A 23,256-nucleotide genomic window follows, 5' to 3' on the forward strand; every position below is an offset into this window, starting at 1 on the left:
GCTCTTCTGTTCGGGGCGAGGACCCGGCCCTTCGGCTCCCGTCTTCCGGAACCCCGGTGAAAAGGAAGTGATCACCCATGTCCGTATCCGACGCACCGCCGTCCGGCAGTCCCGCCCCGCCGGAGACCGCCCCGAAAAGCGTCCGTCCGGCCCTGCTCGGTGTGCTGCTCGCGATGTTGCTGTCGATGCTCGACTCCACGATCGTCGGCACCGCGATGCCGACGATCGTGGGCGATCTCGGCGGCCTGGAGCACATCTCCTGGGTGGTGACCGCCTACACCCTGGCCACCGCCGCCTCCACCCCCGTCTGGGGCAAGTTCGGCGATCTGTACGGCCGCAAGCACATGTATCTGATCGCCGTCGTCGTCTTCGTGCTCGGCTCGGCACTGTCCGGCGCGGCCCACACGATGACCCAGCTGATCGTCTTCCGGGCGCTGCAGGGGCTGGGCGCGGGCGGGATCGGCGCCGGTGCCTTCGCCCTGATCGCCTCGCTGGCGCCGCCCCGGGAGCGGGGCCGCTACCAGGGCATGACCGCCTCCATCATGGCCATCGGCACCATCGGCGGCCCGCTGCTCGGCGGCTTCATCACCGGCCACCTCGGCTGGCGCTGGGCCTTCTTCATCAATCTGCCGCTCGGCGTGCTCACGCTGGTCTGGTGTCAGCTGATGCTGCGGCTGCCCGCCACTCGCGCCAAGGCCCGGATCGACTGGCCGGGCATCACCCTGATGACGACGACCGTATGCGCCCTCACCCTCACCGCCACCTGGGCGGGCTCCACCTACGCGTGGACCTCATGGCAGATCCTGGGCCTGTTCGCCCTGGCCTCGGTGGGCGTGGCCGCCTTCGTGGCGCGGCAGCGGCGCGCGGCCGAACCGCTCATGCCGCTGCGCATCTTCACCGGACACCGCAACTTCTCCCTGGCGTCCTCGCTGATCCTCGTCGGCGGGGTGGTGATGTTCGGCTGCTCGCTGTACCTGCCGCTGTACCAGCAGACCGTCCAGGGCGTCTCCGCCTCCCGCTCCGGTCTGCTGCTGCTCCCCCTGATGATCCCCGTGGTGATCATGTCCCAGGTCGGCGGCAAGGTCATGTCCGCCACCGGCCGGTACAAGGTGTTCCCCATCGTGGGCACGGTCTGCATGGCCGTCGGTCTGTTCCTGCTGGCCACCATGGACACCACGACCTCCCGCGCGGCCACCGGGTGCTTCATGGCCCTGGTGGGCACGGGCATGGGCTGCCAGATGCAGATGGTCACCACGATCGCGCAGAACAGTGTGGAGATGCGCGACATGGGGGCCGCCTCCGCGTCGGTCACCCTCTTCCGCACCATCGGCGGCTCCCTGGGCGTGGCGGTCTTCGGGTCGCTCTTCACCGGCGCGGTGCGGGGCCACGCGCCCGCCGGGGCGGAGACGGGCGAGGCCCGGCCCGATCCGGCGGCGCTGGCCCGGCTGCCGGAGTCCGTCCGGGACGGCTACCTCCACGCGGTGGCCACCGGCACCCAGCGGATCTTCCTGACCGCGGCCGTCGTGTGCACCGTGGCCTTCATCGCCGCCCTGTGCGTCCAGGAGGTCCCGCTGCGGGGCAGGCCGGGTCCGGCGGCCCAGCCGCAGCAGGCCGAGGAGGCCGCCACCCCGGCCGCCCCGTAGCGCCCCAGCCGGCCCGTAGTCTCGCCGAGCCGAGCTGGCCCGCACCGAGCCGAGCTGGCCCGCACCGGGCCGAGCCGGGCCGGGCCGCGCCGCGCCGCGCCGCGCCGCGCTAGAGCGTCTGCCGCCGCACCAGCTCGTGCAGTTTGCCGCCCGCGATGGCCATCAGCTCGGCCGGGGCGCCCTGCTCCACGATCCGGCCGTCCTCCATGACCAGTACGCGGTCGGCGTCCATGACGGTCGACAGCCGGTGGGCGATCACCAGCCGGCTGGCGTTGAGCCGGCGGGTGCTGTCGATGACGATGCGCTGGGTCTCGTTGTCCAGCGCGCTGGTGGCCTCGTCGAAGAAGAGGACGCGCGGACGGCGGATGAGGGCCTGGGCGATCATCAGCCGCTGCCGCTGGCCGCCGGAGATGGCGCCGCTGCCGGAGATCATGGTCTGGAGCCCCATGGGCATCTGCCGGATGTCCTCGGCCAGACCCGCCAGTTCGGCGGCCTCCATGGCCTCCTCGGGGGTGTACGGCTCGGCGCCCCGGATGCAGTCGAGGATCGTGCCGCCCAGGGGCTGGGCGTTCTGGAGCACCACCCCGCACTGGCGGCGCACGGCCGCCTGGTCCAGGGCGGCGAGGTCCTGGCCGTCGTAGAGCACACTGCCGGACACCGGCCGTTCGAAGCCGATGAGCAACCGCAGCAGCGTCGACTTGCCGCAGCCGCTCGGGCCGACGACGGCCACGAACTCGCCCGGCCGGATCTCCAGCGAGACGTCGTCGAGCACCAGCGGCCCGTCGTCGCCGTAGCGGAAGGTGAGGCTTCGGGCCCGGAGGTCACCGGAGAGCTGCCCCGGCTGGGCGCTGCCGCCGCGCACCTCGGGCGGCTCGTCCAGGATCGGCTTGACCTGCTCGAACATGGGCAGGACGGCAACCACGGAGACCAGGGAGTTGGTGAGCTGCGTGAGCGAGGTGAGCAGCATGGTCACGGAGGTGTTGAAGGTCAGGAAGGCGCCCGCCGACATGCTCCCCCGCGCCGGACCGGCCAGCAGCATGAACACGGCCAGGGAGACCAGCGGGAGGTAGACGGAGTCCAGCACCTGGGTGAGGTTCTTGATGCGCCCGGTGCGCTGGTGCAGATCGCGGGAGTGGGCGAAGCCACGGGCCCAGGCCGCGTAGGCGAAGTTCTCGGCCGCGGCCACCCGCAGCTTGGGCAGACCGCGCAGGGTCTGGAACGCCTGGTTGTTGAGCTTGTTCTCGCTCTCCACCAGCCGTCGCTGCCAGCGCACCTGCCACAGCCCCATGCCGAGGAAGACCCCGGAGACCACCAGCAGTACGGCGATCACCGCGAGCGCCAGCGAGGCGCTGTAGTACAGCAGCAGGGCGAGGTTCATCACGCCCACGGTGCCGGCCTGGAGGACCGTCGGGGCGATCCCGGACATCACCCGGCGCATGGTGCTGATGCCCAGTGCCGCGCTGGCCAGCTCTCCGGTGGAGCGCTGGGCGAAGAAGGTGGTGGGCAGCCGCAGCAGCCGGTCCCACACCGCGGGCTGGAGGGTGGACTCCAGCCGCCCCTCGAGACGCAGCAGCGTCAGGTTCTGCAGCAGCATGAAGGCGGCCGCGACGACACCGGCGACGATCAGGGCCAGGGAGATCTGGACGATCGGACTCTTCTCGGCGCGGGGTACGAAGCCGCCCAGCACCTGGCCGGTGGCGAGCGGCACCAGCGCGCCGAGCGCCACCGTCACCAGCCCGCTGATCAGGAGGTTGCGGACGTCCCCGGCGGCGCCGCGCACGCTGAAGCGCATCAGCCGCCAGACCGTCATCGGCCGGTCGGGCAGCGGACGGTAGAACATCACGCCGCGCGGCTCGAACTCCTCCGCGTTGCCGCCGCCCACCCGGATCCGCAGGCCGGAGGCGGGGTTGACCGCCTCGTACCGGCCGCGCCGCCACAGCAGCGCCACCGGCGCCCCGGACTTGGCGCGGTAGCCCACCAGCGGTCCGGCGTCGTCCCGCCACCACTGGCCCTCCAGCCGGACGGCGCGGGTGCGGATCCGGGCGTGGGCGGCGATGCGCTCCACCGGGTCCGTACGGTCGTCGGTGGCGCGGCCCCTCGGCGGGTCGGGCAGGTTGATCCCGGCGGCGTCCGCCACGGCGCGGCACACCGCGTGCACGGCGTCGTCGGTGCTCTCCTCCGACGGCCGCCGGTCCCGCCGGGGCCCTCCGATGGAGGCGATCAGCGCCTGGTCGGCGCGGGTGCGCACGGCCTCACCGGCCCGGATGCCGGCCGCCGTACGGTCGGCGTGGGCCCGCTCCATGGTCTCGATCCAGCGGTCCACGGCGGTGCCGAGGCGGTACTGCTGGTTGACCATCCGCTGCCACAGCGCGCCGTCGATCAGCAGGTCACCGGCGGCCTGGGCGCTGTACTCGGCGCCGTAGCGCACACTGCCGGGCGGCACCGGAAGCCACAGCAGATCCTCGTCGGCCGCCTCCGCCTCGGACGCGGCACCACCGTCCAGCGGGGCCTGGAAGAGGACGCCGAGGCTGCGGCTCACCCCGAGCGCCACGGCGTGCTCCAGCGGGGTGGGCGGGGTGTCCTGGAATCCGCCGTCCCCGTAGGCGCCGTACGGATCGTGGGCCTGGGCCGTGCCGTACGCGTCGTACGCCTCCGGGCGGTACAGCTCGCGCAGCGGGATCCGGCGCACCAGGCAGTCCTGCGAGGGCCTCCCCAGCAGGGTGTGGCGCGGTCCCTCGACCGGGCCGGGGAGCGCCGCGCCCGTCTCCAGGCGGCCGAGGAAGTGCCATTGCCCCTCCTCGGCGGCGTCCACCGCGAACAGGTCCAGGGCGCCGCCGACGACGAGCCAGAGCACCTGCGGGCCCTCCAGCGGGAGGCTGCGCAGCCCGGCGCAGTCGACGGGCGTGCCGAGGGCGCCCAGCGCCTGCACCACCGCGTCGCCGCCGTCCGCGGCCACCGCCGCGGCCGGGTGAACGGACGCCATGTCAGTGCTCCTTCATCAGCTCGGCGTACGGGCCTCCGGCGGCGGCGAGGTCCTCGTGCCGTCCGCGTTCGACGACCGTGCCGCGGTTCAGGACGAGGATCTCGTCGCTGTCCCGCACGGTGCTGAGCCGGTGGGCGATCACCACACACGCACAGCCGCGGCGCCGCAGGTTGTCCATGACGAGCTGCTCGGTCCGCGCGTCCAGGGCGCTGGTGACCTCGTCGAGCACCAGCACGCTGGGGCGGCGCACCAGGGCGCGGGCGATCTCCAGCCGCTGCCGCTGGCCGCCGGAGAAGTTGCGGCCGTCCTGCTCCACCCGGCAGTGGATCCCCTCCGGGCGCCGTGCGATCACATCGTCGTAGAGCGCGGCGTCCCGCAGGGCCTCCACCACCGCCTCGTCCGGGATCGACGGGTCCCACAGCGCCACGTTGTCCCGCACGGTCCCCTCGAACAGGAAGATCTCCTGGTCGACGAAGGAGACGGAGGCGGCCAGCGCACCGCGGGGGATGTCCTCCAGGCGCTGTCCGTCGATGCGGATGACCCCTTCCCAGGGAGCGTAGAGGCCGGAGACTAGCCGGGAGACGGTGGACTTGCCGCTGCCGGAGGCGCCGACCAGCGCCACCTGCCGGCCGGGGCCGACGGACAGCGAGAAGTCGCGCAGCAGCGGCTCGTCCAGCGGGTTGTAGCCGAAGGTGATGTTCTCCAGGGTCACCTGCCCGGTCAGCCGGCGGGTGTCCTCGCGCGGCTCGTCGCGGGTGTAGAGCGAGTCCACCGGGAAGTTCTCGACGTCCTTGAGCCGGGCCACGTCGGCGGAGAAGTCCTGGATGCGCCCGGCCACCCCGTTGAGCCGGGTGATGGGCGCGGTGAAGCGGGTCACCAGCGCCTGGAAGGCGACCAGCAGACCGATGGAGATATGGCCCTCGACGGCCCGCAGCCCGCCGATCCAGAGGATGAGGGCGCTGTTGAGCGTGGCGAGGGTGGGGGCGACCACGGCCAGTACGGAGCTGGGCACGCCGAGGCGCTGCTGCTCCTCCAGGGTGATGGCGTGCTGACCGGCCCAGCGGCGGAAGTAGCCCGCCTCGCCACCGGTGGCCTTGACCGTCTCGATGAGCTGGAGACCGGTGTACGAGGTGGTGGTCAGCCGCGCGGTGTCGGCCCGCAGCTTCTGGGTCCTGGTGGCCCGCAGCCGCACCACCACCCGTATCGCCACCACGTTGAGCAGCGCCAACCCGACGCCCACGCCGGTGAGTTGGGGGTCGTAGGTCCACAGCAGCACGGCGTAGAGCACCACGACGACCCCGTCGACGGCCGCGGCGGCCAGATCACGGGCGAGCGTCTCGGCCACGGTGTCGTTGGAGCGCAGCCGCTGGACCAGGTCGGCCGGGCTGCGCTGGGCGAAGAAGGTGACGGGCAGCCGCAGCAGATGGCGCAGGAACCGCGCGCTGCTGAGGGTGGAGGAGATGATGCGCCCGCGCAGCAGGTTCGCCTGCTGCACACCGGTGAGCACGGCGGTGAGGACCACCGCCACCGCCATGGACGCGAACAGCGGCTGAAGCGTCGAGTCCTGGCCGGCGATCAGGAAGGTGTCGATGAAGGTGCGGCTGAGCGCCGGGACCGCGGCGCCCACCGCCACCAGCAGCAGGCTGGCCAGCAGCGACGCGAGCAGGGTGCCGGTGGTGCCGCGCATGCGCGCGGGCAGGGCGCCCAGCACCCCGGGGCGGCGCCCGCCCCGGCGGAAGGAGTCCTCGGGTTCGAAGACCAGGACCACACCGGTGAAGCTGGTGTCGAACTCCTCGATGGGGACGAAGCGGCGCCCCTTGTCGGGGTCGTTGATGTGGACGCCGCGCTTGCCGAACCGCCGCCCCATGCCGTCGTAGACGACGTAGTGGTTGAACTCCCAGAACAGGATGGCCGGGGCCTGGACCTCCACCAGGGCCTCGGGCTCCATCTGCATGCCCTTGGCGCGCAGGCCGTAGCTCCGGGCGGCCTTGAGGAGATTGCTGGCGCGCGAGCCGTCCCGGGAGACACCGCAGGCGATCCGCAGCTCCTCCAGGGGCACATGGCGCCCGTAGTGTCCGAGCACCATGGCGAGCGACGCCGCACCGCACTCCAGGGCCTCCATCTGGAGCACGGTGGGGGTGCGTACGGTACGGCGCCGGGACTTCCTCGGTCCGCCTCCGCCACGCGGGGCGCGCCGCCGTCCGCGGGCCGGCTGGGGGCGGCGTGCCCCGCTGCTTCCGGCGGGTGCGGGCCGGGGCGGTCCGGCCTCGTTCGTCGCGGTCACGGGAGCAGCCAATCGATGGGGTGCTGGGCGTCCAGGTGGACGGTGCCGTCGGTCAGGGTCATGGAGCCGAGGGCGAACGGCGGGCCGTCGGGGGACGACCAGCGGTAGCCGGAGCGGGTTCCGGAGCTGCGGTCGAGGCGTACCTGGACGGCGACCGGCGGGCCGTGCTTGGAGAACTCCTCGCCGAGTTGCTCACTGCCGAGGTAGGAGCCGATCTGCTGGCTGGACTGGGCGGTCCGGCCGACGGCCCGCACCTCACCGCGGAGCACACCGTAGGTCTGCGTCGGCGCGGACTGCACACCGAGGTCGACCGACGCGCCCACCCGCACCGAGGCCGCCCGGTCCGCGGGGACGTACAGGGTCGCCACCAGGGGGTCGCCGGAGTGTCGGACCCGCTCCACGGAGGCCACGTTCGCGCCGGTGTTCAGCACGGAGCCGATCGAGGCGGAGACGGTGGTGAGGCGGCCGGCGGCGATGGTGCGCACGACGGTGGTGCCACGGGTGGTGCGGACCTTCAGCAGCGGCGCGCCCGCCGGGAGGGTGCTGCCCTCCTGTGCGAGCACGGAGGTCACCTGGCCCGAGATCGGGCTCTGCAGCACATAGCTGCCCTGCCCGTGGGTGAGGATCCCGGTGGCGTCGAGGGTGTTGGACACGGTGCCCGTGACGGCCCATACGGCGGCCCCGGCCATGACCACCACCGTGACCGCCAGCGCCAGCCATCCCTGGGGGCGGGCGTAGCGCACCGGCAGGTCGATGTCCTCTGCCGACTGTGCCTTGGAGAGGGCCTGCTGGCGGAACTGCACGAGAGTCTTTCCTCAACCGCGAAGGGAGTGATCCAAAAGGGTGCCGTGGACCGCCGAGTGCCCCGGACCAGGCAGGCCCGGGGCACAGGGAAGGCGGTGTGTCAGCCTCAGAGGCTGCCGACGACCCCACCGACGATGCCGGTGGTGTTCAGGCCGGTGACGCCGTCAACCGTGCCGGTGACGGTGCCGAGGGCGCCGGTCACCGGGCCGGTGACGGTGTCGACGGTGCCGAGGACGTCGCCCACGGGGTTGCCGATGCCACCGGCCACGTTGTCCAGCTCGGCGTCGGAGATCTCCTGGGTCGCGACCTTGGGCGCGTTGTTCATTGTTGCGTCTCCCTTGGGTGACTGTCTCGTTGAGCTTGCAACAGCGCATGGGTGCCGAGGGGAATCGGCTCCCGCGGCATGGTCACGGGGCTCCGGAAGGAACCGGGGATCCGTGGATGCCGAGCGCGGAATGGGATGTAACCACGGGGCTCGCCCCGTTGCGAATCAGCCAAGTCCGGAACCGGGCATTCCGCCACTTTCCGATCACACGACGGGCACAAGTGCACACCTCACCGGCGCCGTTCCCTCACAGAAAAGTCACCGAGCCGACCCGGCGGCGCGTCCCTTGTGCGAGGTGACGCGCGTCATGTCGGGCCTGGCCACCACGGTTGGAGCCGAGGTGGCACACGAGCGGGGGCGCACACCTGGCATGTGTGTAACAGGTGTGCCGATCACTTGAAGAGCGGGCGAACGAAGCGACATGCGGCGTCGGGCGGCACGGGAATGCGACATGTGCGACTTCAAGCCACCCGGCCCTCCTCCGGCACCCCCTCGTCGTCCAGTACCGGTCCGGGCGCGGTGCCGTCGCCGAACGGGCGCCCGCCCAGCTCCTCGCGGTGATGCGGCGTCAGCCACCCGGAGAGGTCGGGGCCGAGCGGAACGATGCGGCGGGGGGTGATGTTGGTGTGCACCTGGTAGTAGTGGCGCTTGATGTGGTCGAAGTCGACGGTGTCCCCGAAACCCGGCGTCTGGAAGAGATCACGGACATATCCCCACAGCACCGGGTCCTCGCTGAGCTTGTTCCGGTTGCACTTGAAGTGGCCGTGGTACACGGCGTCGAACCGGACCAGCGTGGTGAACAGCCGGATGTCGGCCTCGGTGATGGTGTCGCCGACCAGATAGCGCCGCGTGGCCAGCCGCCCGGACAGCTCGTCGAGGCGGGCGAAGAGCCGCCGGTACGCGTCGTCGTAGCTGTCCTGGTGCTCGGCGAAGCCCGCCCGGTACACACCGTTGTTCACATCGCGGTAGATGCCCTCCGCCACGTCGTCGATCTCGTCGCGGTGCTCCTCGGGGTACAGATCCGGGGCGCCCTCGCGATGGAGGGCGGTCCATTCGGTGGCGAGGTCCAGGGTGATCCGGTGGTAGTCGTTGGTGACCAGCCGGCCACTGGGCACGTCCACCACCGCGGGCACGCTCACCCCGCCCGGATATCCCGTCTCGCGGGCGTCGTACGCCTCGCTGAGGAACCCGATGTCCAGCACCGGGTCCCGGTCCCCCGGGTCCAGGGTGAAGCGCCAGCTGCGCTCGTCCTGGATGGGGTCGGTGATGGCCAGCGAGAGGGTCGGCTCCAGGCCGAGCAGCCGCCGTGAGACCAGCGCGCGGCTCGCCCAGGGGCAGGCCCGGCTGACCACCAGCCGATAGCGCCCGGCCTCCACCGGCCAGCCGTCCCGGCCGTCGGCGGTGATCCGGTCGGCGAAGTGCGGCGTGGAGCGGCGGAACTCCTCGCGCGGTGTCTCCTGGTCAGCGGTGTTCAACGGGACCACCTTCCACCCTTCCGAAGCGGGAACCGTCGTGGACGGTCCGGGTCACGGGTCGGCTGCCGCGGCTCTGGTGCCACGGATGACACTTACCCGGTTCCACATCCCGGGAAGGGGTATTCCTCACGGAACGGACAGGGTGGCGGTACGGAACGGGTGGCGCCGGGGCGGCGCACCAGCGTTCAAGACCGCGGGCGAGGCCACGGGCCAGGGTCGGGGGCATGTCTGAAGACAAGGGATGGAAGAGCCCGTACCTCCTGCTCACGGTCACCATGCTGCTGTGGGGCAGCGCCTTCTCCAGCTCCAAGTCGGTGGTGGCCCAGCTGCCGCACACCGTGGCGGCGCTGCTGCGCTTCGGTGGCGGGGCGGTCGCCCTGCTGGCGGCGGTGGTGGTCTTCGGCAAACCGGCGGCCACCCCGTCCGCGACCGCCCCGACGGCGGCCACCTCGGCCGCGACCGCCCCGGCCGCGACCGCCCCCGCTTCCGGGCGTGGCGGCGGGCGGCGGGCGGCGCTCGCGGGCGTCCTCGGGGTCTTCGCCTACAACGGCTTCTTCTTCTGGGGGCTGTCGCTGGCGCCCTCGCTCGACGCGGGCATCGTCATCCCCGTCCTCAGCCCCGTGCTGACCAGCGCCTTCCTCCTGGTCACCGGCCGTGAGCGGGCCTCCGGGGGGCGGCTGGCGGGGCTCGCCCTCGGGCTCGCCGGGGCGGTGGTGTTCTTCTTCGGCGCGGGCGGCAGCGCACACGGCGGCACCACCCGGCTCACGGGCGATCTGCTGTATCTGCTCAGCGCGGTGTGCTGGGCCGCGTACACGCTCATCGGGCCCCGGGTGCTGGCCGGGATCGACCCGCTGCGCGCCACGACGTACGCGACATGTGCGGGGGCGGTGCTGCTGGGGGCGCTCGCCGCGCCCGACCTCGGCGAGGTGCACTGGGACGGGCTGCCGGCCGGCCTCTGGCTGAACGTGGTGTTCCTCGCCATCGGCCCGGCGGCCGTGGCCAATCTCCTGTACTACCGGGGAGTGGGTGCGGTGGGCCCCGCGTCCGCGTCCTTGATGATGTTCATGGTCCCGGTGGTCAACACCGTGTGCGCCATGGTCTTCCTGGACGAGTCCTTCGGCGGTCTGCAGGCGCTGGGCGCCCTGGTGCTGCTGTCGGGCGCGGTGCTCGCCGTCACTCGGGGACGTGTACCGGCACGTCCCCGAGCGCGAACCACGCCCACCGCGGGAAAGAAGCCCTCGGAGCTGTGAGCACCGTACGGCGCCGGGCTGCATCACTCCCCACGTGGTGATACAGACCGCCCGCCACTCTGGGAGGCGGGGTTTCGTTTCCGCGCGGTGCGGCAGGAGTGACGCTAAAACGGATCACCGGGGCGGGCAACGGTGCACGGTGCGCATCGCCCGCCCGCGACATGTGCACGGTGCGCAGTCAGACCGCCGAGTGGAGCCCGGTGATGTGCAGGGCGTGCACCAGGTCGTGGATCCCGGAGCCGGTGGTGAGCAGATCCCGGCCGAGCAGGAGTTCGGCGGCCCGCAGATGCGCCCGGACGGTGTTCCGGCTGAGACCGAGATGGCGGGCGGTCCGCTGGGCGTCGGTGTTCGCGTCGATCCAGGCGCGCAGGGTGGTGTGCAGATCGCGGCCACGGGTGTCCTGGAGCGGGCGGAGGAACTCCCGCGCCCAGGCGTGGGCGGGCCCGGTGCGGAACAGCTCGTCCAGGGTGGGCACCGGCCGCCCGCGCTGGGCGCCGAAGCCACCGTGGGGGCCGGAGCCACCGTCGAGGCCGGAGCCACCGTCGGGGCCAAAGCCACCATCCGGACCGAAGCCACCATCCGGGCCGAAGTCGCCCTCGGAGCCGAAGCCGCCGTCCGGCTGCCCTCCGGTCAGGCAGAAGGCCAGGTCGAGGGCGGCCCGGGTGCGCACCTCGCCCAGGTCGAGGCCGAGGGTGGCCTCCACCCGGCCGAGGTGGTGGGACACGGTGTTACGGCTGATGTCCAGCAGCCGCGCCACCGCCGACCGGGGGAAGGTGACGGCGAGCCGGGTGATGTCCAGGGTGGCCCTCGGGGTGGACCCCAGTGGCCGCAGCAGGGCGCGGGCCCAGGTGCCCGCCTCCGTGGGGGGCAGCAGTGGCACGAGCGGTGTCCGGCCGAGGTAGGCGGCCATTCGCTCGGGCGTTTGGCGCGCCGCCGCCAGGGCGTGCAGGGCCTGCCCGTACGCCTCGGCCGTGGCGCCGAGCGGATACGGGCTGCTGATGCCCAGCGCGTAGTGCGAGTTGTCCCGCACCAGACGGCGCAGTACCGCGCCCTGACCGCGGGGCGTCTCGGGGTCGTCGGCGAAGTCATGGGGGCCGGACTCGTCGTCGGGCGTGCCACCGGTCTCGTCGGCGGACTCGTCGCCGGATCCGTCGGCGGGCCCGTCCGCGACGAGACAGATGAGGTGCTCCTTGAAGGCCGGGCAGTGCACCATCAGACCCGTGCCGTGGTAGCCCGAGCCGTCCTGGTAGGTCTGCGCCAGGCGGTCCCGGTCCTCCGGCGGGCAGTGCAGCAGATAGACGCGCAGCCGTTCCGCGTCCAGCAGCGCGGGGACGGCGCCGGTGGTCATCCGGCGGGCCAGGGTGAGGTCTCCCGCCAGCAGGGCGCTGAAGACGGCGAACCGCAGCTGCCGCGCCTTGTGCTGATAGCCGCGGAAGGTGATGTCCGCGTCCTGCGCCCGGTCCAGGAGCGCGATGAGACTCCCGGTGTGCGAGACCAGCGACGCCGCTTCGCGGGTGGGCGCCGCGGTGCCCGCCACCACCAGCACGGGCCGTGGCGCATGCGGGCCGAGCGCCTCGAGACGCACCTGAAGGGCGCCGCTCTCGGTGGCCGCCGCGGCCATCTGCCCACCGGACAGCCGTGCCAGCGTCGGTCCGAGCGAGGGGAGGATCTGCCGCGGGAAACGCGCGGTCGACGTCTCGACCGCGCCCGCGCCGCCGACCAGCGCGACATCGGCGTCGATCTGCCGGCCCAGCCAGTCGAGTACCGGTCGCGGATCCGCCCCGGCCCCTCGGCTCATCTGTCGCCGCACCTCGTGCAGCAGCTCGTCCAGCCGCCCGGTGTGCGCCCGTGCCTCCACAGCCGTACTCCTCCTCACCCCCGCGCCGCGTCATCCCGTGCGGATCGATCGGCGATCCGCACATCGACGTACTTTATTGACCACTACACGGGACCCCGGCCAGTGCCGTACGCATCAAGCCGCGGGCCCGCCGCATCGGGGGGTGTCCGCGCAGGCCAGGGCCCTGCAGGGGGCCGTGGTGGGGCCTGTTAGGTTGACGTGCTCAGTTGTACGGGGAAAGGAATGCACGTGCGCAAGACAGTGCACATGACGGTCACTTCGGTCATTGTCGGCCTCGTCGTCAGCGGCTGCGGAGGCGGCGACGACGGGAAGAAGGAATCGAAGCCGAGCGGCGCGGCCACCAAGGCCACTCAGTCCGCCCAGCAGTCGCCGAGTTCGGGCCCGTCGGCCCGGGGCACGATCCTCGAGCGTTCGGCGGGCTCCTGGAAGTCCATCGTGGCGGCGAAGTCCGCCGACGACCTGGCGACGCTCACCATCGCGGACGGCAAGGTCACGGCGAAGGGCCCGAAGCTCGACTGCACGGGCACGCTCGAGCCCGGCCAGAAGGGCGGCGAGGACGAGCCCTCCCTGACCCTGTCGTGCAAGGGCGGCAGCGACGGAGGGCGGGGCCAGGGCACCGTCGGAATGAAGGGCGATGACGCCCTGGCGATCAACTGGAAGGGCCCCGAGGGCGGCTTCGGCGGCCCCGTCGACAGCTTCCGCAGGGCGGGCTGACACTCAGAGGCACTCAGGGCCCCTCACGGCACTCAGGGCCCTCACAGCCCTCACAGCACATCAGCGTTCAGCCGCTTGACGAAGCACCATGCCGAACGGAACAGGACCGGACTCAGACCACCGAGCGGAACAGGCCCTCCAGCGCCATCGCCACCTGCTCGGTGGAGAGCGGGTCGGCGACACCGCCCGCCGCGTAGATGCCCCGGTCCAGTTTGATGCCACGCGTCATCGCGCCGAGCAGCGCGGCCATTTCGGTGCCCCGCAGGGCGGGCTCGTGGCCGGCCCGGTCGAACAGCCCGTCCAGCATGGTGCCGATCCGGCGGCTGAACCGCTTCTCATGGTCCACCAGCGCGGCGGCGGCATCGCCGTCCCGGAGCGCCATCAGCCGGAACTCCAGATGGATGAAGACCCAGCGGGTGTCCAGGCGCTCGCCGTTGAAGATCTCGGCGAAGGTCCGGGCGAGCTGGGGGGCCAGATCCCGCTCGGTGTCCATCTCGTCGATCTGCTCCCCGATGTAGTCGGCGGTGCGGTCGCTGTGCCGCCGGAAGACATCGAGGAAGAGCTTCAGCTTGCTGTCGTAGTTGGAGTAGAAGGCCCCGGTGGTCCTGCCCGCGCACTGGCAGATGTAGCCGATCGACGCCCCGTGGAAGCCGCGTTCGGCGAACGCCCGCTCCGCCCCGACGATCAGCGCTTCCACGGTCTTTGACCGCTGCGGCGGCATCGGTGTGCCCCTCTCCCCCAGCTGTTCGGAAACCTGGCCAGATCCGTACGGTAGCCGATCTGTCCCTCTGTTCAGTAGGGAACCCTATCGGTAGCGTTCCCTATCGAAGGCCGCGGCCGACGGCTCCGGGACGTTCGCCCCGGGCACAGTTCGAGGATCACGAAGGAGAGCCATCGTGAACGCTCCGATGCCCACGACCCATGACGACCTCCGAGACCTCCAGGACCTCCCTTCGTATCCGAAAGAGCGGGACGACTACATCAACCCGGCACGCGCACTGCTCACCGGGCCGCCGGTCAGCCCGCTGAGGTTCGCGGGCGGCAGCACCGGCTGGCTGGTGACCGGCTATCACGAGGCGCGGGAGGTGCTGCGGGATCCCCGGTTCAGCGCCGAGCGCTGGCGTGGCGACGACACGATGCGGCCGGTCCCCGAGTCGATCCGCAGGGACCGGAGCAGCGGGGCGGGGTCGTTCCTGGCCATGGACGCGCCGCAGCACGGCCACTACCGGGGCCAGCTCACGCGGTACTTCACGGTGCGTCGGATGCGGGAGCTGGAGGCTCGCATCGAGGACATCGTGGCCGACCAGCTGGACGCGCTGGAGGCGGCGGGCAAACCGGCCGATCTGGTGCGGCACTTCGCCCTGCCCATCCCCTCGCTGGTGATCTGCGAGATGCTCGGCGTGCCGTACGAGGAGCGGGAGCTCTTCCAGTCCGTCGCCGCGCGGCTGCTCCGCCAGGACCGCACCGACGCGGAGTTCGTCGCCGGGAAGACCGAGCTCGACACCTTCCTGGGCGCCCTGGTCGAGGCCAAGCGCAAGGACCCGCGGGACGATCTGATCTCCCTGCTGACCGCCGTCGACGAGTTCGGCGACGAGGAGATCGGCGGCATCGCGGGGCTGCTGCTGATCGCCGGTCACGAGACCACCACCAATATGCTCAGCCTCGGCACCTTCGCCCTGCTGCGCGACCCCGAGCAGTTGGAGCGGCTGCGGGCCGACGAGTCGCTCCTGCCCCAGGCCGTCGAGGAGCTGCTGCGCTATCTGAGCATCGTCAACGCCTTCCCGGTCCGTATCGCGCTGGAGGACGTCGTCGTCGGCGATGTCACCGTCACGGCGGGCCAGTCCGTGGCCGTCTCGGTCCCGGCGGCGAACCGGGACCCGGCACTGGTGGACGACCCGGACACGCTCGACGTCGGACGCCCCCGCAGCAGCCACCTCGCCTTCGGCTACGGCATCCATCAGTGTCTCGGACAGCATCTGGCCAGGATCGAGCTGGTTGCGGGCTACCGCGGACTGCTCCGCCGGTTCCCGGGGCTGCGGCTCGCCGTGCCCCCGGAGGAGGTCCGGATGCGCAGCGACATGGTCATCTACGGAGCGCATGAACTGCCCGTCACCTGGTGACGGCCCCCGGGTGAGACCCGGTCTCCACACGGCGGACACCGTCCCACGGTTCCCGCACAACCGAAATCATCACATGAGCTACACAGACACGGAGTTCATGTGATGATTCGGTGACCCCGGCCCGTCCGGTCCGGGGGTGTGGAGGGGAAATACACGTGAAGTCAACGACCTTCAGATCCGCCGTGGGGGCCGTGCTGACGGCGGCCCTGTCCGCCGTGGTTCTGCCCGCCTCCGCCGCGAACGCGGCGGAGAGCCCGGCGGCGGCCGGTACCGTGGACACCGCGACCGCGCGGTCCTTCGGACGGCTGGCCGAAGCGGTGCTGACCCAGCGCACGGCGGCTCTGCTGGACAACAACAAGCAGTCGGTGCGGCGCGCGGCCCCGCTCGCCGAGCAGAACGTCCGCCTGTCGGCCGGGCAGACCCGGACCGAGGACACCGCGCTGTCCACGCTGCGCACCCGCAAGGCGCGGCTCGCGACCCTGGGCGAGGCGTACACCTCCGCCGACACCCGGGTGGCGGTGGACCGGATACGGGTCAAGGCCGGGCACGCCACGGTCCAGGCCACCGAGACCACGACGCTGGCCTACAAGAAGATACGCGGCGACGAGCCCGCGACCACCGGCTTCCAGGCGCACCACCGGCTGAGCTTCACCGCCACGGCGGACGGGAAGTGGCAGCTGACCGGCCTCACCTCGACCGACGACGGCCCGCTGGCGGTCAACGAGCCCGCCACGGCGCGGGTGGCGACGGCCAGGACGACGGCACTGCCCGAGGCAACACCCGCCGCCATCTCCAAGCCGTCCCAGCCGCAGACGAAGCCCGCCGGAAGCTACAACTACGCGGCGATGGCCTCGTACGCGGAGAAGTACTGGCAGAACTACAACCCCGCCTACCGGAAGTTCAACGAGGCCGGCGGGGACTGCACCAACTTCGTGAGCCAGGCCCTCAAGGCGGGCGGCTGGGCCAACAAGTCCGGGGACGCCGAGGACTACCGCAGCTGGTGGTACGACACCTCGTACCAGTCGACGTCCTGGGTGGGCGCCAACGAGTGGTCCTGGTTCACCCTGGACGCCAAGCGGGCCACCAACCTGGCGAACGTCTACTACATGGGCGTCGGTGACGTCATGCAGATGGACTTCGACAAGGACGGGTCCAAGGACCACACCATGATCGTCACCTACCGGAGCTCCAGCGGTGTGCCGTACATGACCTACCACTCGGTGAACACCTACCGGAAGTCCGTGGCCAGCATCATCGCCTCGTACCCGAACTCGCTCTACTACGCCTACCGCACCTGACGCGCCCGGCGCGCATCCGTATTCCCCGTGACAGTGGACCCCGCCCCCGGGCGGGGTCCACCGCGTTTGCGCCCGGCCAGGGGCTGTGTGTCAGACCCGGGCTCCGCTCTGCCGCGCTTCGGCGCGGCGCGCCGACGGCCGACCGGCTCGGCCGGGCCGGCGCCGGGCCGTGACCCGGCTCGACGGTCCCCGTGGCCATGTGCGGCGCTGACCTCCTGGCTCACCCGGTACGCCGTACGCCGGCACGGCTTCTGCACCCTGTGACAGCTCGCCGACAACGCCCCCGCCGAACGGCTCTCCACCCGTCTCGGCTACCGCGACGAGGACCTCTGCGTGGCCGCGCGGATCGCCGCCCGCTGACCGGCGACACCTCGATCCAGAAACCCGGCGCACCCCGGCGAGCGGCCGACCCCGTGATGTGATGTCCGCACGGTGTTCAGAGCCTGTGTCATATCCCCGGCCGGGCGTGCGACGCCCGGCCGGGGATATGACACGGGCTCTGACCCGACGGACACCGCAGCCACGTCAGCACGCCTGCGTACACACACGTCTTCGAGCCGCGAGAGATGGAGTGACGCCATGCCGGGCGCCCTGTCACGCCGTTCCGCCCTGTCCCTCCTGGGAGGGGCGATGGCCGTCGCCGCCACCGGTGGGGGCGGATGGCCGGTGGCCGCCGCCGAGCCCGCCACCGGACTCGGCCCCGAGCCCGGCTCCCGGGTGGACTCCCTCATCGGCCGGATGACCCTGGAGGAGAAGCTCGCGCTGCTGCACGGCACGAAGGATCCCCACGGCCTCGGGCAGGCGGGGCACACCCCCGGTGTGCCCCGGCTCGGCATTCCGCCACTGCGGCTCGCGGACGGACCCGCCGGCGTACGGGTCGCCCGGCATGCCACCGCGCTGCCCGCGCCGGTGCTGCTCGCCTCCGCCTTCGATCCGGCCCTGGCGCGGGAGTACGGGCGCGTCCTCGGGCGCGAGGGCCGTGCGCTGGGCCAGGATGTGCTGCTCTCCCCCATGGTCAATCTCATCCGCACCCCGTACGCCGGGCGCAACTTCGAGACCTTCGGCGAGGACCCCCTGCTCGCCTCCGAGCTGGTCGCCGAGGAGGTCCGCGGCATCCAGGGCGAGGGCCTGATCGCCACCGTCAAGCACTTCGCCATGAACAACCAGGAGCGCGAGCGGGAGTCGATCGACGTCATCGTCGACGAGCGGACGATGCGGGAGATGGAGCTGCCCGGCTTCGAGGCGGCCGTACGGGCGGGCGCGGGGGCGGTCATGGGTGCCTACAACAAGGTCAACGGGGCCTTCGCCGGCGAGAGCGGTCCGCTGCTGACCGGGGTGTTGCGCGAGGACTGGGGCTTCGACGGCTGGGTGATGACCGACTGGCACGCGGCGCACAGCACCGCGGCGGCCCTCGGCGCGGGGCTCGACATGGAGATGCCGGACGGCACGTACTTCGGCGACGCCCTGCGGAAGGCGGTGGCCGACGGGACCGTACCGGAGGCAGAGGTGGACCGCGCCGTCGGTCGCGTCCTGACCGTCATGGACCGCTTCGGGCTGCTGGACGGCGGCACCCCGCCACGGCCCGGCCGGGACCCCGCAGCCGGGTCGCGCACCGCGCTGAAGGTCGCCACGGCGGGTGGCGTCCTGCTGCGCAACGAGCACGGCACACTGCCGTTGACCGGGTCCGCCGCCCGGTCGATCGCCGTGGTCGGGCCCACCGGCTCCATCCCCTTCGTCAGTGGCGGCGGCAGCGCCCATGTGGTCCCCGACCACGCCGCGAGCCCGCTGGAGACGATCCGGGAGCGCGCCGGAAAGGGGGCCCGGGTGCGCTACGCCCTGGGCGAGGACGTGTTCGGCGAGAAGATCCCCGCCTCCGCGCTCTCCCCGGCCACCGGGCTGGAGAAGCGGAAGGTGGCGGCGGGCGGGAGCTGGACGTACGACGGCACCCTCACCGTCGCCGAGGCCGATGAGTGGACGTTCGTGCTGCACTTCGGCGGTCCGCCCACCGGCCGCCCGAAGGTGCTGCTGGACGGCGAGGAGCTGTTCCCGTTCCGTTCCGGCCTGGGCGAGTACTTCACCGGTGGCCTCGTCAGCGCCGCCCCGGACGGGCTCGCCGTGCGCCGGGCGGCCGTCAAGCTGACGGCGGGAAAGCACCGGCTGAAGATCACCGCCAAGGGCGGCGGGAAGGGGCTGGCCTTCCGGCTGCGCCGCACCACCTCCGCCACGCGCGCCGCCGATGTGGCCGGGGCCGTGCGCGCCGCCCGCGCCGCGCACAGCGTGGTGCTCTTCGCCTACGAGGACGCCACCGAGGGCAGGGACCGCACCACCATCGCCCTCCCCGGCCACCAGAACGCGCTGATCGCCGCCGTCGCCGAGGCCAACCCGCGCACGACCGTCGTCCTCAACACCTCGTCGTGCGTCTCGATGCCCTGGCTGAAGCAGACCGGAGCCGTGCTCCAGATGTACTACCCCGGCCAGGAGGGCGCCGCCGCCACCACCGCCCTGCTCTTCGGCGACGCCAACCCCGGCGGCAGGCTCACCCAGTCCTTCCCCGTCTCCGACGACCGCCACCCGATGGCCGGAGACCCCCGGCGCTACCCCGGGGTGAACGGCCGTGAGGAGTACTCCGAGGGCGTCCATGTCGGCTACCGCTGGTACGACGCCGAGGGGGTGCGGCCGCTCTTCCCCTTCGGCCACGGCCTGTCGTACACCACCTTCGCCTATGCGGGGCTGCGGCTGCGGCGGCGCGGAAGCGGCCTGGAGGCGGTCTTCACCGTGCGCAACACCGGGCGGCGGGCCGGGGCGGAGGTGGCCCAGGTGTATGTGGGGCCCTCGCCCGATCTGCCGCTCGACCAGGCCGTGCGGGCGCTGGCGGGATTCCGGCGGGTCCAGCTGCGGCCCGGTCAGGCGCGGAAGGTGACGGTGCGGGTGACCGCCCGGACGCTGTCCGCATGGGACTCCGAACGCCATGGATGGGTACTCGGCACCGGGCGCCGGACCGTGGAAGTGGGCTCCTCCTCGCGCGATCGGAGGTTGCGGGGGCACGTCGAGATCCGCCATGGGTCCTGAGCGGCCACGGCCGTCGTCGCATCGGACTGCGCTAGCATGGCGCGTGCGCAATTAAAGGCGCACGCAAGCAATTAGGCATCGAAATCGACGAAGGAGCGCCGTGCAGATCGACCTCTCCGGTAAGACCGCCCTGGTCACCGGCTCCACGCAGGGCATCGGATACGCCATCGCCGCCGGGCTGGCGCGGGCGGGCGCCCGTGTCGCCGTCAACGGGCGTCGGCAGGAGTCCGTCGAGGCCGCCATCCAGAAGCTGGAGGAGGACACGGAGGGCGGCTCGTTCGTCTCCGCCCCCGGCGACATCACCACCGATGACGGCACCCGCCAGGTCACCAGCGCCGTTCCGGACGCCGACATCCTGGTCAACAACCTCGGCATCTTCGGGGCCACTCCGCCGCTGGAGATCGGCGACGATGAGTGGCGGCGCTATTTCGAGGTGAACGTCCTGGCCTCCGTCCGGATGATCCGCGCCTACCTGCCCGGGATGAAGGACCGCTCCTGGGGCCGGATCATGAACGTGGCCAGTGACTCCGCCGTCGTCATCCCCGCCGAGATGATCCACTACGGCACGTCGAAGACCGCGCTGCTCGCCGTCACCCGCGGCTTCGCCAAGGACGCGGCCGGGACCGGGGTCACGGTCAACTCGCTGATCGCCGGGCCGACCCACACCGGCGGGGTCGAGGACTTCGTGTACGAGCTGGTGGACCCGGAGCTGCCCTGGGACGAGGCGCAGCGGGAGTTCATGGCCAAGCACCGGCCGCAGTCGCTGCTCCAGCGGCTGATCGAGCCCGAGGAGATCGCCAACATGGCGGTCTACCTGAGTTCCTCCTTCGCCTCGGCCACCACCGGCGGAGCCGTGCGCGTCGACGGCGGCTACGTCGACTCGATCCTCCCCTGACCCTCGCCGCGGCGCCTTCCTGACGCCTGCTTCGGCCCTTCCCCGATCCCTGCGTCCACCCGCCCTTCCGGTGGGAACCGTTCCGCGTGGACCTGGGGTCCCTAGGGAGCGAAGCAGCAGACGACCTGGGGGGTTCTGTTGAGCAATGACGCACTCGCGCATCCCGACCGCGTCAGGGCGGGCCACTGGATCGCCGTCCTGACCCGGCGATTCCCCGAACTTCAGGCGGAGTTGGCGCCGTCCCCGCACCGTCCCGGCCTCGGCCGGCAGCGGGGAGGCACCGACCGGCGCGGGCCCTCGGAGCCGTTACGCCTGCGGGTCTCCGACACCGTACGCGACATCACCGACGGCGTCGTGGAACTCGAGGAGGCCGTGCACGACCGGCTCGGGCTGCCGCCCGCGGGCAGGGGAACGGTCGAGGTCAGGCTGGCCCGTCTCGCGGGGCTGCTGGAACGGGTCGCGGCCGACCCGTTGCTGATGCGCCATCTGCTGGACGAGGTCAGCGGCATGGCGCGGCGCTGCTCGGGCGTGCTCGGGGACACCGAGCCCGTGGTCCGGCTGCGCGGCCGGTGCCCACTGTGCGCCTCGGTCTCGCTGCGGGCCTTTCCGCTGCGCCGGGCGGTGCTGTGCATCAACCCCGGCTGCCGCTGCCCGCACACCGCGTGCGGCTGCCACGCGGACCGGGCGCATCGGCACTCCTGGCCGGAGGGCGAGTGGGCGGAGCTGGCGGCCGGCGGGACGCTCGCCCCGGAGGAGATCACCGCCGCCCTGGACGGCGGTTCCACGGTCGTGGCGGTGAGCCGATGAGGACCACACGGGCGCCCGAGTATCCGCTGCTGACCGCCGCCGTGGCCGCCGCGGAGGTGGGCGTCGCCCCGGCCACCCTCCGCAAGTGGGTGCAGCTGAAGCATCTGCGGCCCGCGGGGCGTCAGGGCAAGGCGTTCCTCTATCGGCTGGAGGATGTGTTCGCGGCCGAGCGGGCCACACGACGACGTACGTGACCTGCGGGACCCATGGTCATCTCGGCATAAGTGACGACAAGTGGTTGTCAATGGGCATCCCGTGCATCACACTTGATGCCAGCGGCGGAGCTGTGCCCCCTGGGGGCCACGGCCCCGCCGCTTTTCGCTGTGCGCAGCCCTGACCACAGCAAGGAGTGCGCGCATGACCGAGCCCTTGGTGATCTTTCCCGACGTCGAACGCCTCGTCGTCGAGCATCTGAAGAACCGCCCCGAACTGGCCGGGGTACTCGTGGACAACCGGACCCCGCCGGACTTCGACGGGACGCAGAAGGCCGTACTGGTCTCCCGGGCGGGCGGCGTCTGGGTGGAGGACATCCACCTCGACCAGCCGCTGGTCGACCTCGAGGTGTACGGCCCGGACAAACCCACGGCCCACACCGTCGCCACGGCCGCCCGCACGGCGCTGTTCACCATGCGCGGCACCACGTTCGGCACCGCCTGTGTCACCGATGTCTCCGAGATGGACGGCCCCCGGTGGCTGCCCGACTACCTGCACGCCGCGGCCAGCCGCTATCTGTCCACGGCCCGGCTCTCCATCCGCCCGGCGTAGGCCACCCACCAGCCGACCGTTCGCCCTCATCTCCACGCCACAAGGAGCACTCGTATGCCCGGAATGAACCCCAATGAGATCCGTGTCGCGGGCACCGGCCGCATCCTGACCGCCCCGCTCGGCACCGCCGTCCCGGCCGATGTCTCCACGGCGTGGGCGTCGGACTGGCGGGACCTCGGGTACACCACCACCGACGGCATCAAGTTCAACAAGAAGGACAAGATCGACCCGGTGGACACCTGGCAGTCGGTCAGCCCGGCCCGCTTCGTCTACTCCGACCGCGACCTCACCGTGAAGTTCCAGCTGCTCCAGCTCAACGAGGACACCCTGCCGTTCTTCTTCGGCGGAGCCGCGGTGACGGAGACGGAGGCCGAGTCCAAGGTGTATCGCTACGAACTCGCCGCCGAGCCGAAGAAGGACGAGCGGATGCTGGGCGTGGAGTTCGCGGACGGCGATGTCATCAAGTACCGGTTCGTCCTCCGCCGTGGCCAGGTCACCGAGACCGATGAGCTCCAGCTCACCCGCACGGCCGCGATCCGGCTCGGGGTCACCTTCACGGCACTGGCCGTGGACAACGACACCCCGCTGGCCACCTGGCTGATGAACGACCCGGCGTTCGTCACGCCCTGATCCCCTCTCCGCCACGTCGATCGCGAAGGAGCCGCCGCCATGGCCGCGTTCAATGTCAACGCCGCCCGCGCCCAGCGCCTGGAAGCGCTGGGCCTCACCTGGGACTTCGAGGTGGACGGGGAGACGTTCTCCCTCCCCACCGAGATCCCCCGCCGCTCGGCGCACGCGCTGGCCGAGCTGAAGGACAACGACCTGGACGGGCTGCTCGCCCTCCTCATGGGCGAGGAGAGCTACCAGCGGCTGTGCCAACACGAGGTGAGCGTGCAGGACATCGCCGCGATCCTCGAGGCGTACGGCCAGGACACCGGGCTCGGCGTGGGGGAAGGCTGAGCCTCG

At 71.9% G+C, this 23,256-nt stretch carries 19 protein-coding genes and 1 pseudogene; 13 read left to right on the forward strand and 7 right to left on the reverse strand.

Going from position 1 to position 23,256, the window contains the following annotated elements; genetic code table 11:
- Positions 1-77: 77 nt before the first annotated feature.
- Complete coding sequence (locus NP777_RS03945) at positions 78-1,643, forward strand: MDR family MFS transporter (RefSeq protein ID WP_256648580.1); 1,566 nt, start codon at positions 78-80, stop codon at positions 1,641-1,643.
- Between the two features lie 109 nt (positions 1,644-1,752).
- Here NP777_RS03945 and NP777_RS03950 read toward each other — a convergent pair whose 3' ends face one another.
- The 5 genes from NP777_RS03950 to NP777_RS03970 form a co-directional block, all read right to left on the reverse strand.
- Positions 1,753-4,626 carry an NHLP bacteriocin export ABC transporter permease/ATPase subunit gene (locus NP777_RS03950; protein WP_256648581.1) on the reverse strand — a complete coding sequence of 958 codons (2,874 nt, stop codon included), beginning with the start codon at positions 4,624-4,626 and terminating at the stop codon, positions 1,753-1,755.
- Position 4,627: 1 nt separating this feature from the next.
- Complete coding sequence (locus NP777_RS03955) at positions 4,628-6,910, reverse strand: NHLP family bacteriocin export ABC transporter peptidase/permease/ATPase subunit (RefSeq protein WP_391858449.1); 2,283 nt, start codon at positions 6,908-6,910, stop codon at positions 4,628-4,630.
- A complete protein-coding gene (locus tag NP777_RS03960) occupies positions 6,907-7,713 on the reverse strand; it encodes an HlyD family efflux transporter periplasmic adaptor subunit (protein ID WP_256648582.1) in 807 nt (268 codons plus the stop codon). Before NP777_RS03960 ends, NP777_RS03955 begins: the two co-directional genes overlap by 4 nt.
- Before the next feature lie 107 nt (positions 7,714-7,820).
- Positions 7,821-8,039 carry a type A2 lantipeptide gene (locus NP777_RS03965; RefSeq protein WP_198275467.1) on the reverse strand — a complete coding sequence of 73 codons (219 nt, stop codon included), beginning with the start codon at positions 8,037-8,039 and terminating at the stop codon, positions 7,821-7,823.
- Between the two features lie 461 nt (positions 8,040-8,500).
- Complete coding sequence (locus tag NP777_RS03970; RefSeq protein ID WP_256648583.1) at positions 8,501-9,514, reverse strand: glutathione S-transferase family protein; 1,014 nt, start codon at positions 9,512-9,514, stop codon at positions 8,501-8,503.
- A gap of 224 nt (positions 9,515-9,738) precedes the next feature.
- On the opposite strand from NP777_RS03970, the gene NP777_RS03975 reads away from it, so the two are divergent.
- Positions 9,739-10,764 carry a DMT family transporter gene (locus tag NP777_RS03975; RefSeq protein ID WP_256648584.1) on the forward strand — a complete coding sequence of 342 codons (1,026 nt, stop codon included), beginning with the start codon at positions 9,739-9,741 and terminating at the stop codon, positions 10,762-10,764.
- 178 nt (positions 10,765-10,942) lie between these two features.
- On the opposite strand, the gene NP777_RS03980 is transcribed toward NP777_RS03975, so the two are convergent.
- Positions 10,943-12,622 carry a helix-turn-helix domain-containing protein gene (locus NP777_RS03980; RefSeq protein WP_256648585.1) on the reverse strand — a complete coding sequence of 560 codons (1,680 nt, stop codon included), beginning with the start codon at positions 12,620-12,622 and terminating at the stop codon, positions 10,943-10,945.
- A gap of 228 nt (positions 12,623-12,850) precedes the next feature.
- Between NP777_RS03980 and NP777_RS03985 the strand changes: the two genes are divergently transcribed.
- Positions 12,851-13,336, forward strand: a complete 486-nt coding sequence (locus tag NP777_RS03985) for a hypothetical protein (protein ID WP_256648586.1) — start codon at positions 12,851-12,853, stop codon at positions 13,334-13,336.
- A gap of 112 nt (positions 13,337-13,448) precedes the next feature.
- On the opposite strand, the gene NP777_RS03990 is transcribed toward NP777_RS03985, so the two are convergent.
- Complete coding sequence (locus NP777_RS03990; protein ID WP_256648587.1) at positions 13,449-14,057, reverse strand: TetR/AcrR family transcriptional regulator; 609 nt, start codon at positions 14,055-14,057, stop codon at positions 13,449-13,451.
- Positions 14,058-14,232: 175 nt separating this feature from the next.
- On the opposite strand from NP777_RS03990, the gene NP777_RS03995 reads away from it, so the two are divergent.
- From NP777_RS03995 to NP777_RS04040, 10 genes and pseudogenes are all read left to right on the forward strand, one after another.
- Positions 14,233-15,456, forward strand: a complete 1,224-nt coding sequence (locus NP777_RS03995) for a cytochrome P450 (protein ID WP_256648588.1) — start codon at positions 14,233-14,235, stop codon at positions 15,454-15,456.
- A gap of 155 nt (positions 15,457-15,611) precedes the next feature.
- Positions 15,612-16,754 carry an amidase domain-containing protein gene (locus NP777_RS04000; protein WP_256648589.1) on the forward strand — a complete coding sequence of 381 codons (1,143 nt, stop codon included), beginning with the start codon at positions 15,612-15,614 and terminating at the stop codon, positions 16,752-16,754.
- 198 nt (positions 16,755-16,952) lie between these two features.
- Positions 16,953-17,114 (forward strand): annotated as a pseudogene (locus NP777_RS04005) (GNAT family N-acetyltransferase); the annotation flags it as partial.
- Between the two features lie 219 nt (positions 17,115-17,333).
- A complete protein-coding gene (locus NP777_RS04010; protein ID WP_256648590.1) occupies positions 17,334-19,823 on the forward strand; it encodes a beta-glucosidase family protein in 2,490 nt (829 codons plus the stop codon).
- Positions 19,824-19,923: 100 nt separating this feature from the next.
- Positions 19,924-20,718 (forward strand): SDR family NAD(P)-dependent oxidoreductase, encoded by a 795-nt coding sequence (locus NP777_RS04015; RefSeq protein WP_256648591.1) that lies wholly within the window; start codon positions 19,924-19,926, stop codon positions 20,716-20,718.
- Between the two features lie 138 nt (positions 20,719-20,856).
- Positions 20,857-21,525: a hypothetical protein gene (locus NP777_RS04020; RefSeq protein WP_256648592.1), complete on the forward strand. Its 669-nt coding sequence runs from the start codon at positions 20,857-20,859 to the stop codon at positions 21,523-21,525.
- The gene (locus NP777_RS04025) at positions 21,522-21,719 is read left to right on the forward strand and encodes a helix-turn-helix domain-containing protein (protein ID WP_256648593.1); all 198 of its coding nucleotides are present in this window, start codon (positions 21,522-21,524) and stop codon (positions 21,717-21,719) included. The genes NP777_RS04020 and NP777_RS04025 overlap by 4 nt, the downstream gene beginning before the upstream one ends.
- A gap of 163 nt (positions 21,720-21,882) precedes the next feature.
- The gene (locus NP777_RS04030) at positions 21,883-22,290 is read left to right on the forward strand and encodes a hypothetical protein (protein ID WP_256648594.1); all 408 of its coding nucleotides are present in this window, start codon (positions 21,883-21,885) and stop codon (positions 22,288-22,290) included.
- A gap of 54 nt (positions 22,291-22,344) precedes the next feature.
- Positions 22,345-22,920 (forward strand): phage tail tube protein, encoded by a 576-nt coding sequence (locus NP777_RS04035; RefSeq protein ID WP_256648595.1) that lies wholly within the window; start codon positions 22,345-22,347, stop codon positions 22,918-22,920.
- Between the two features lie 39 nt (positions 22,921-22,959).
- Positions 22,960-23,250, forward strand: a complete 291-nt coding sequence (locus tag NP777_RS04040; protein ID WP_256648596.1) for a hypothetical protein — start codon at positions 22,960-22,962, stop codon at positions 23,248-23,250.
- The last annotated feature ends 6 nt before the right edge of the window (positions 23,251-23,256 follow it).

This window comes from Streptomyces rugosispiralis (assembly GCF_024505145.1).
Classification (GTDB): domain Bacteria; phylum Actinomycetota; class Actinomycetes; order Streptomycetales; family Streptomycetaceae; genus Streptomyces; species Streptomyces rugosispiralis.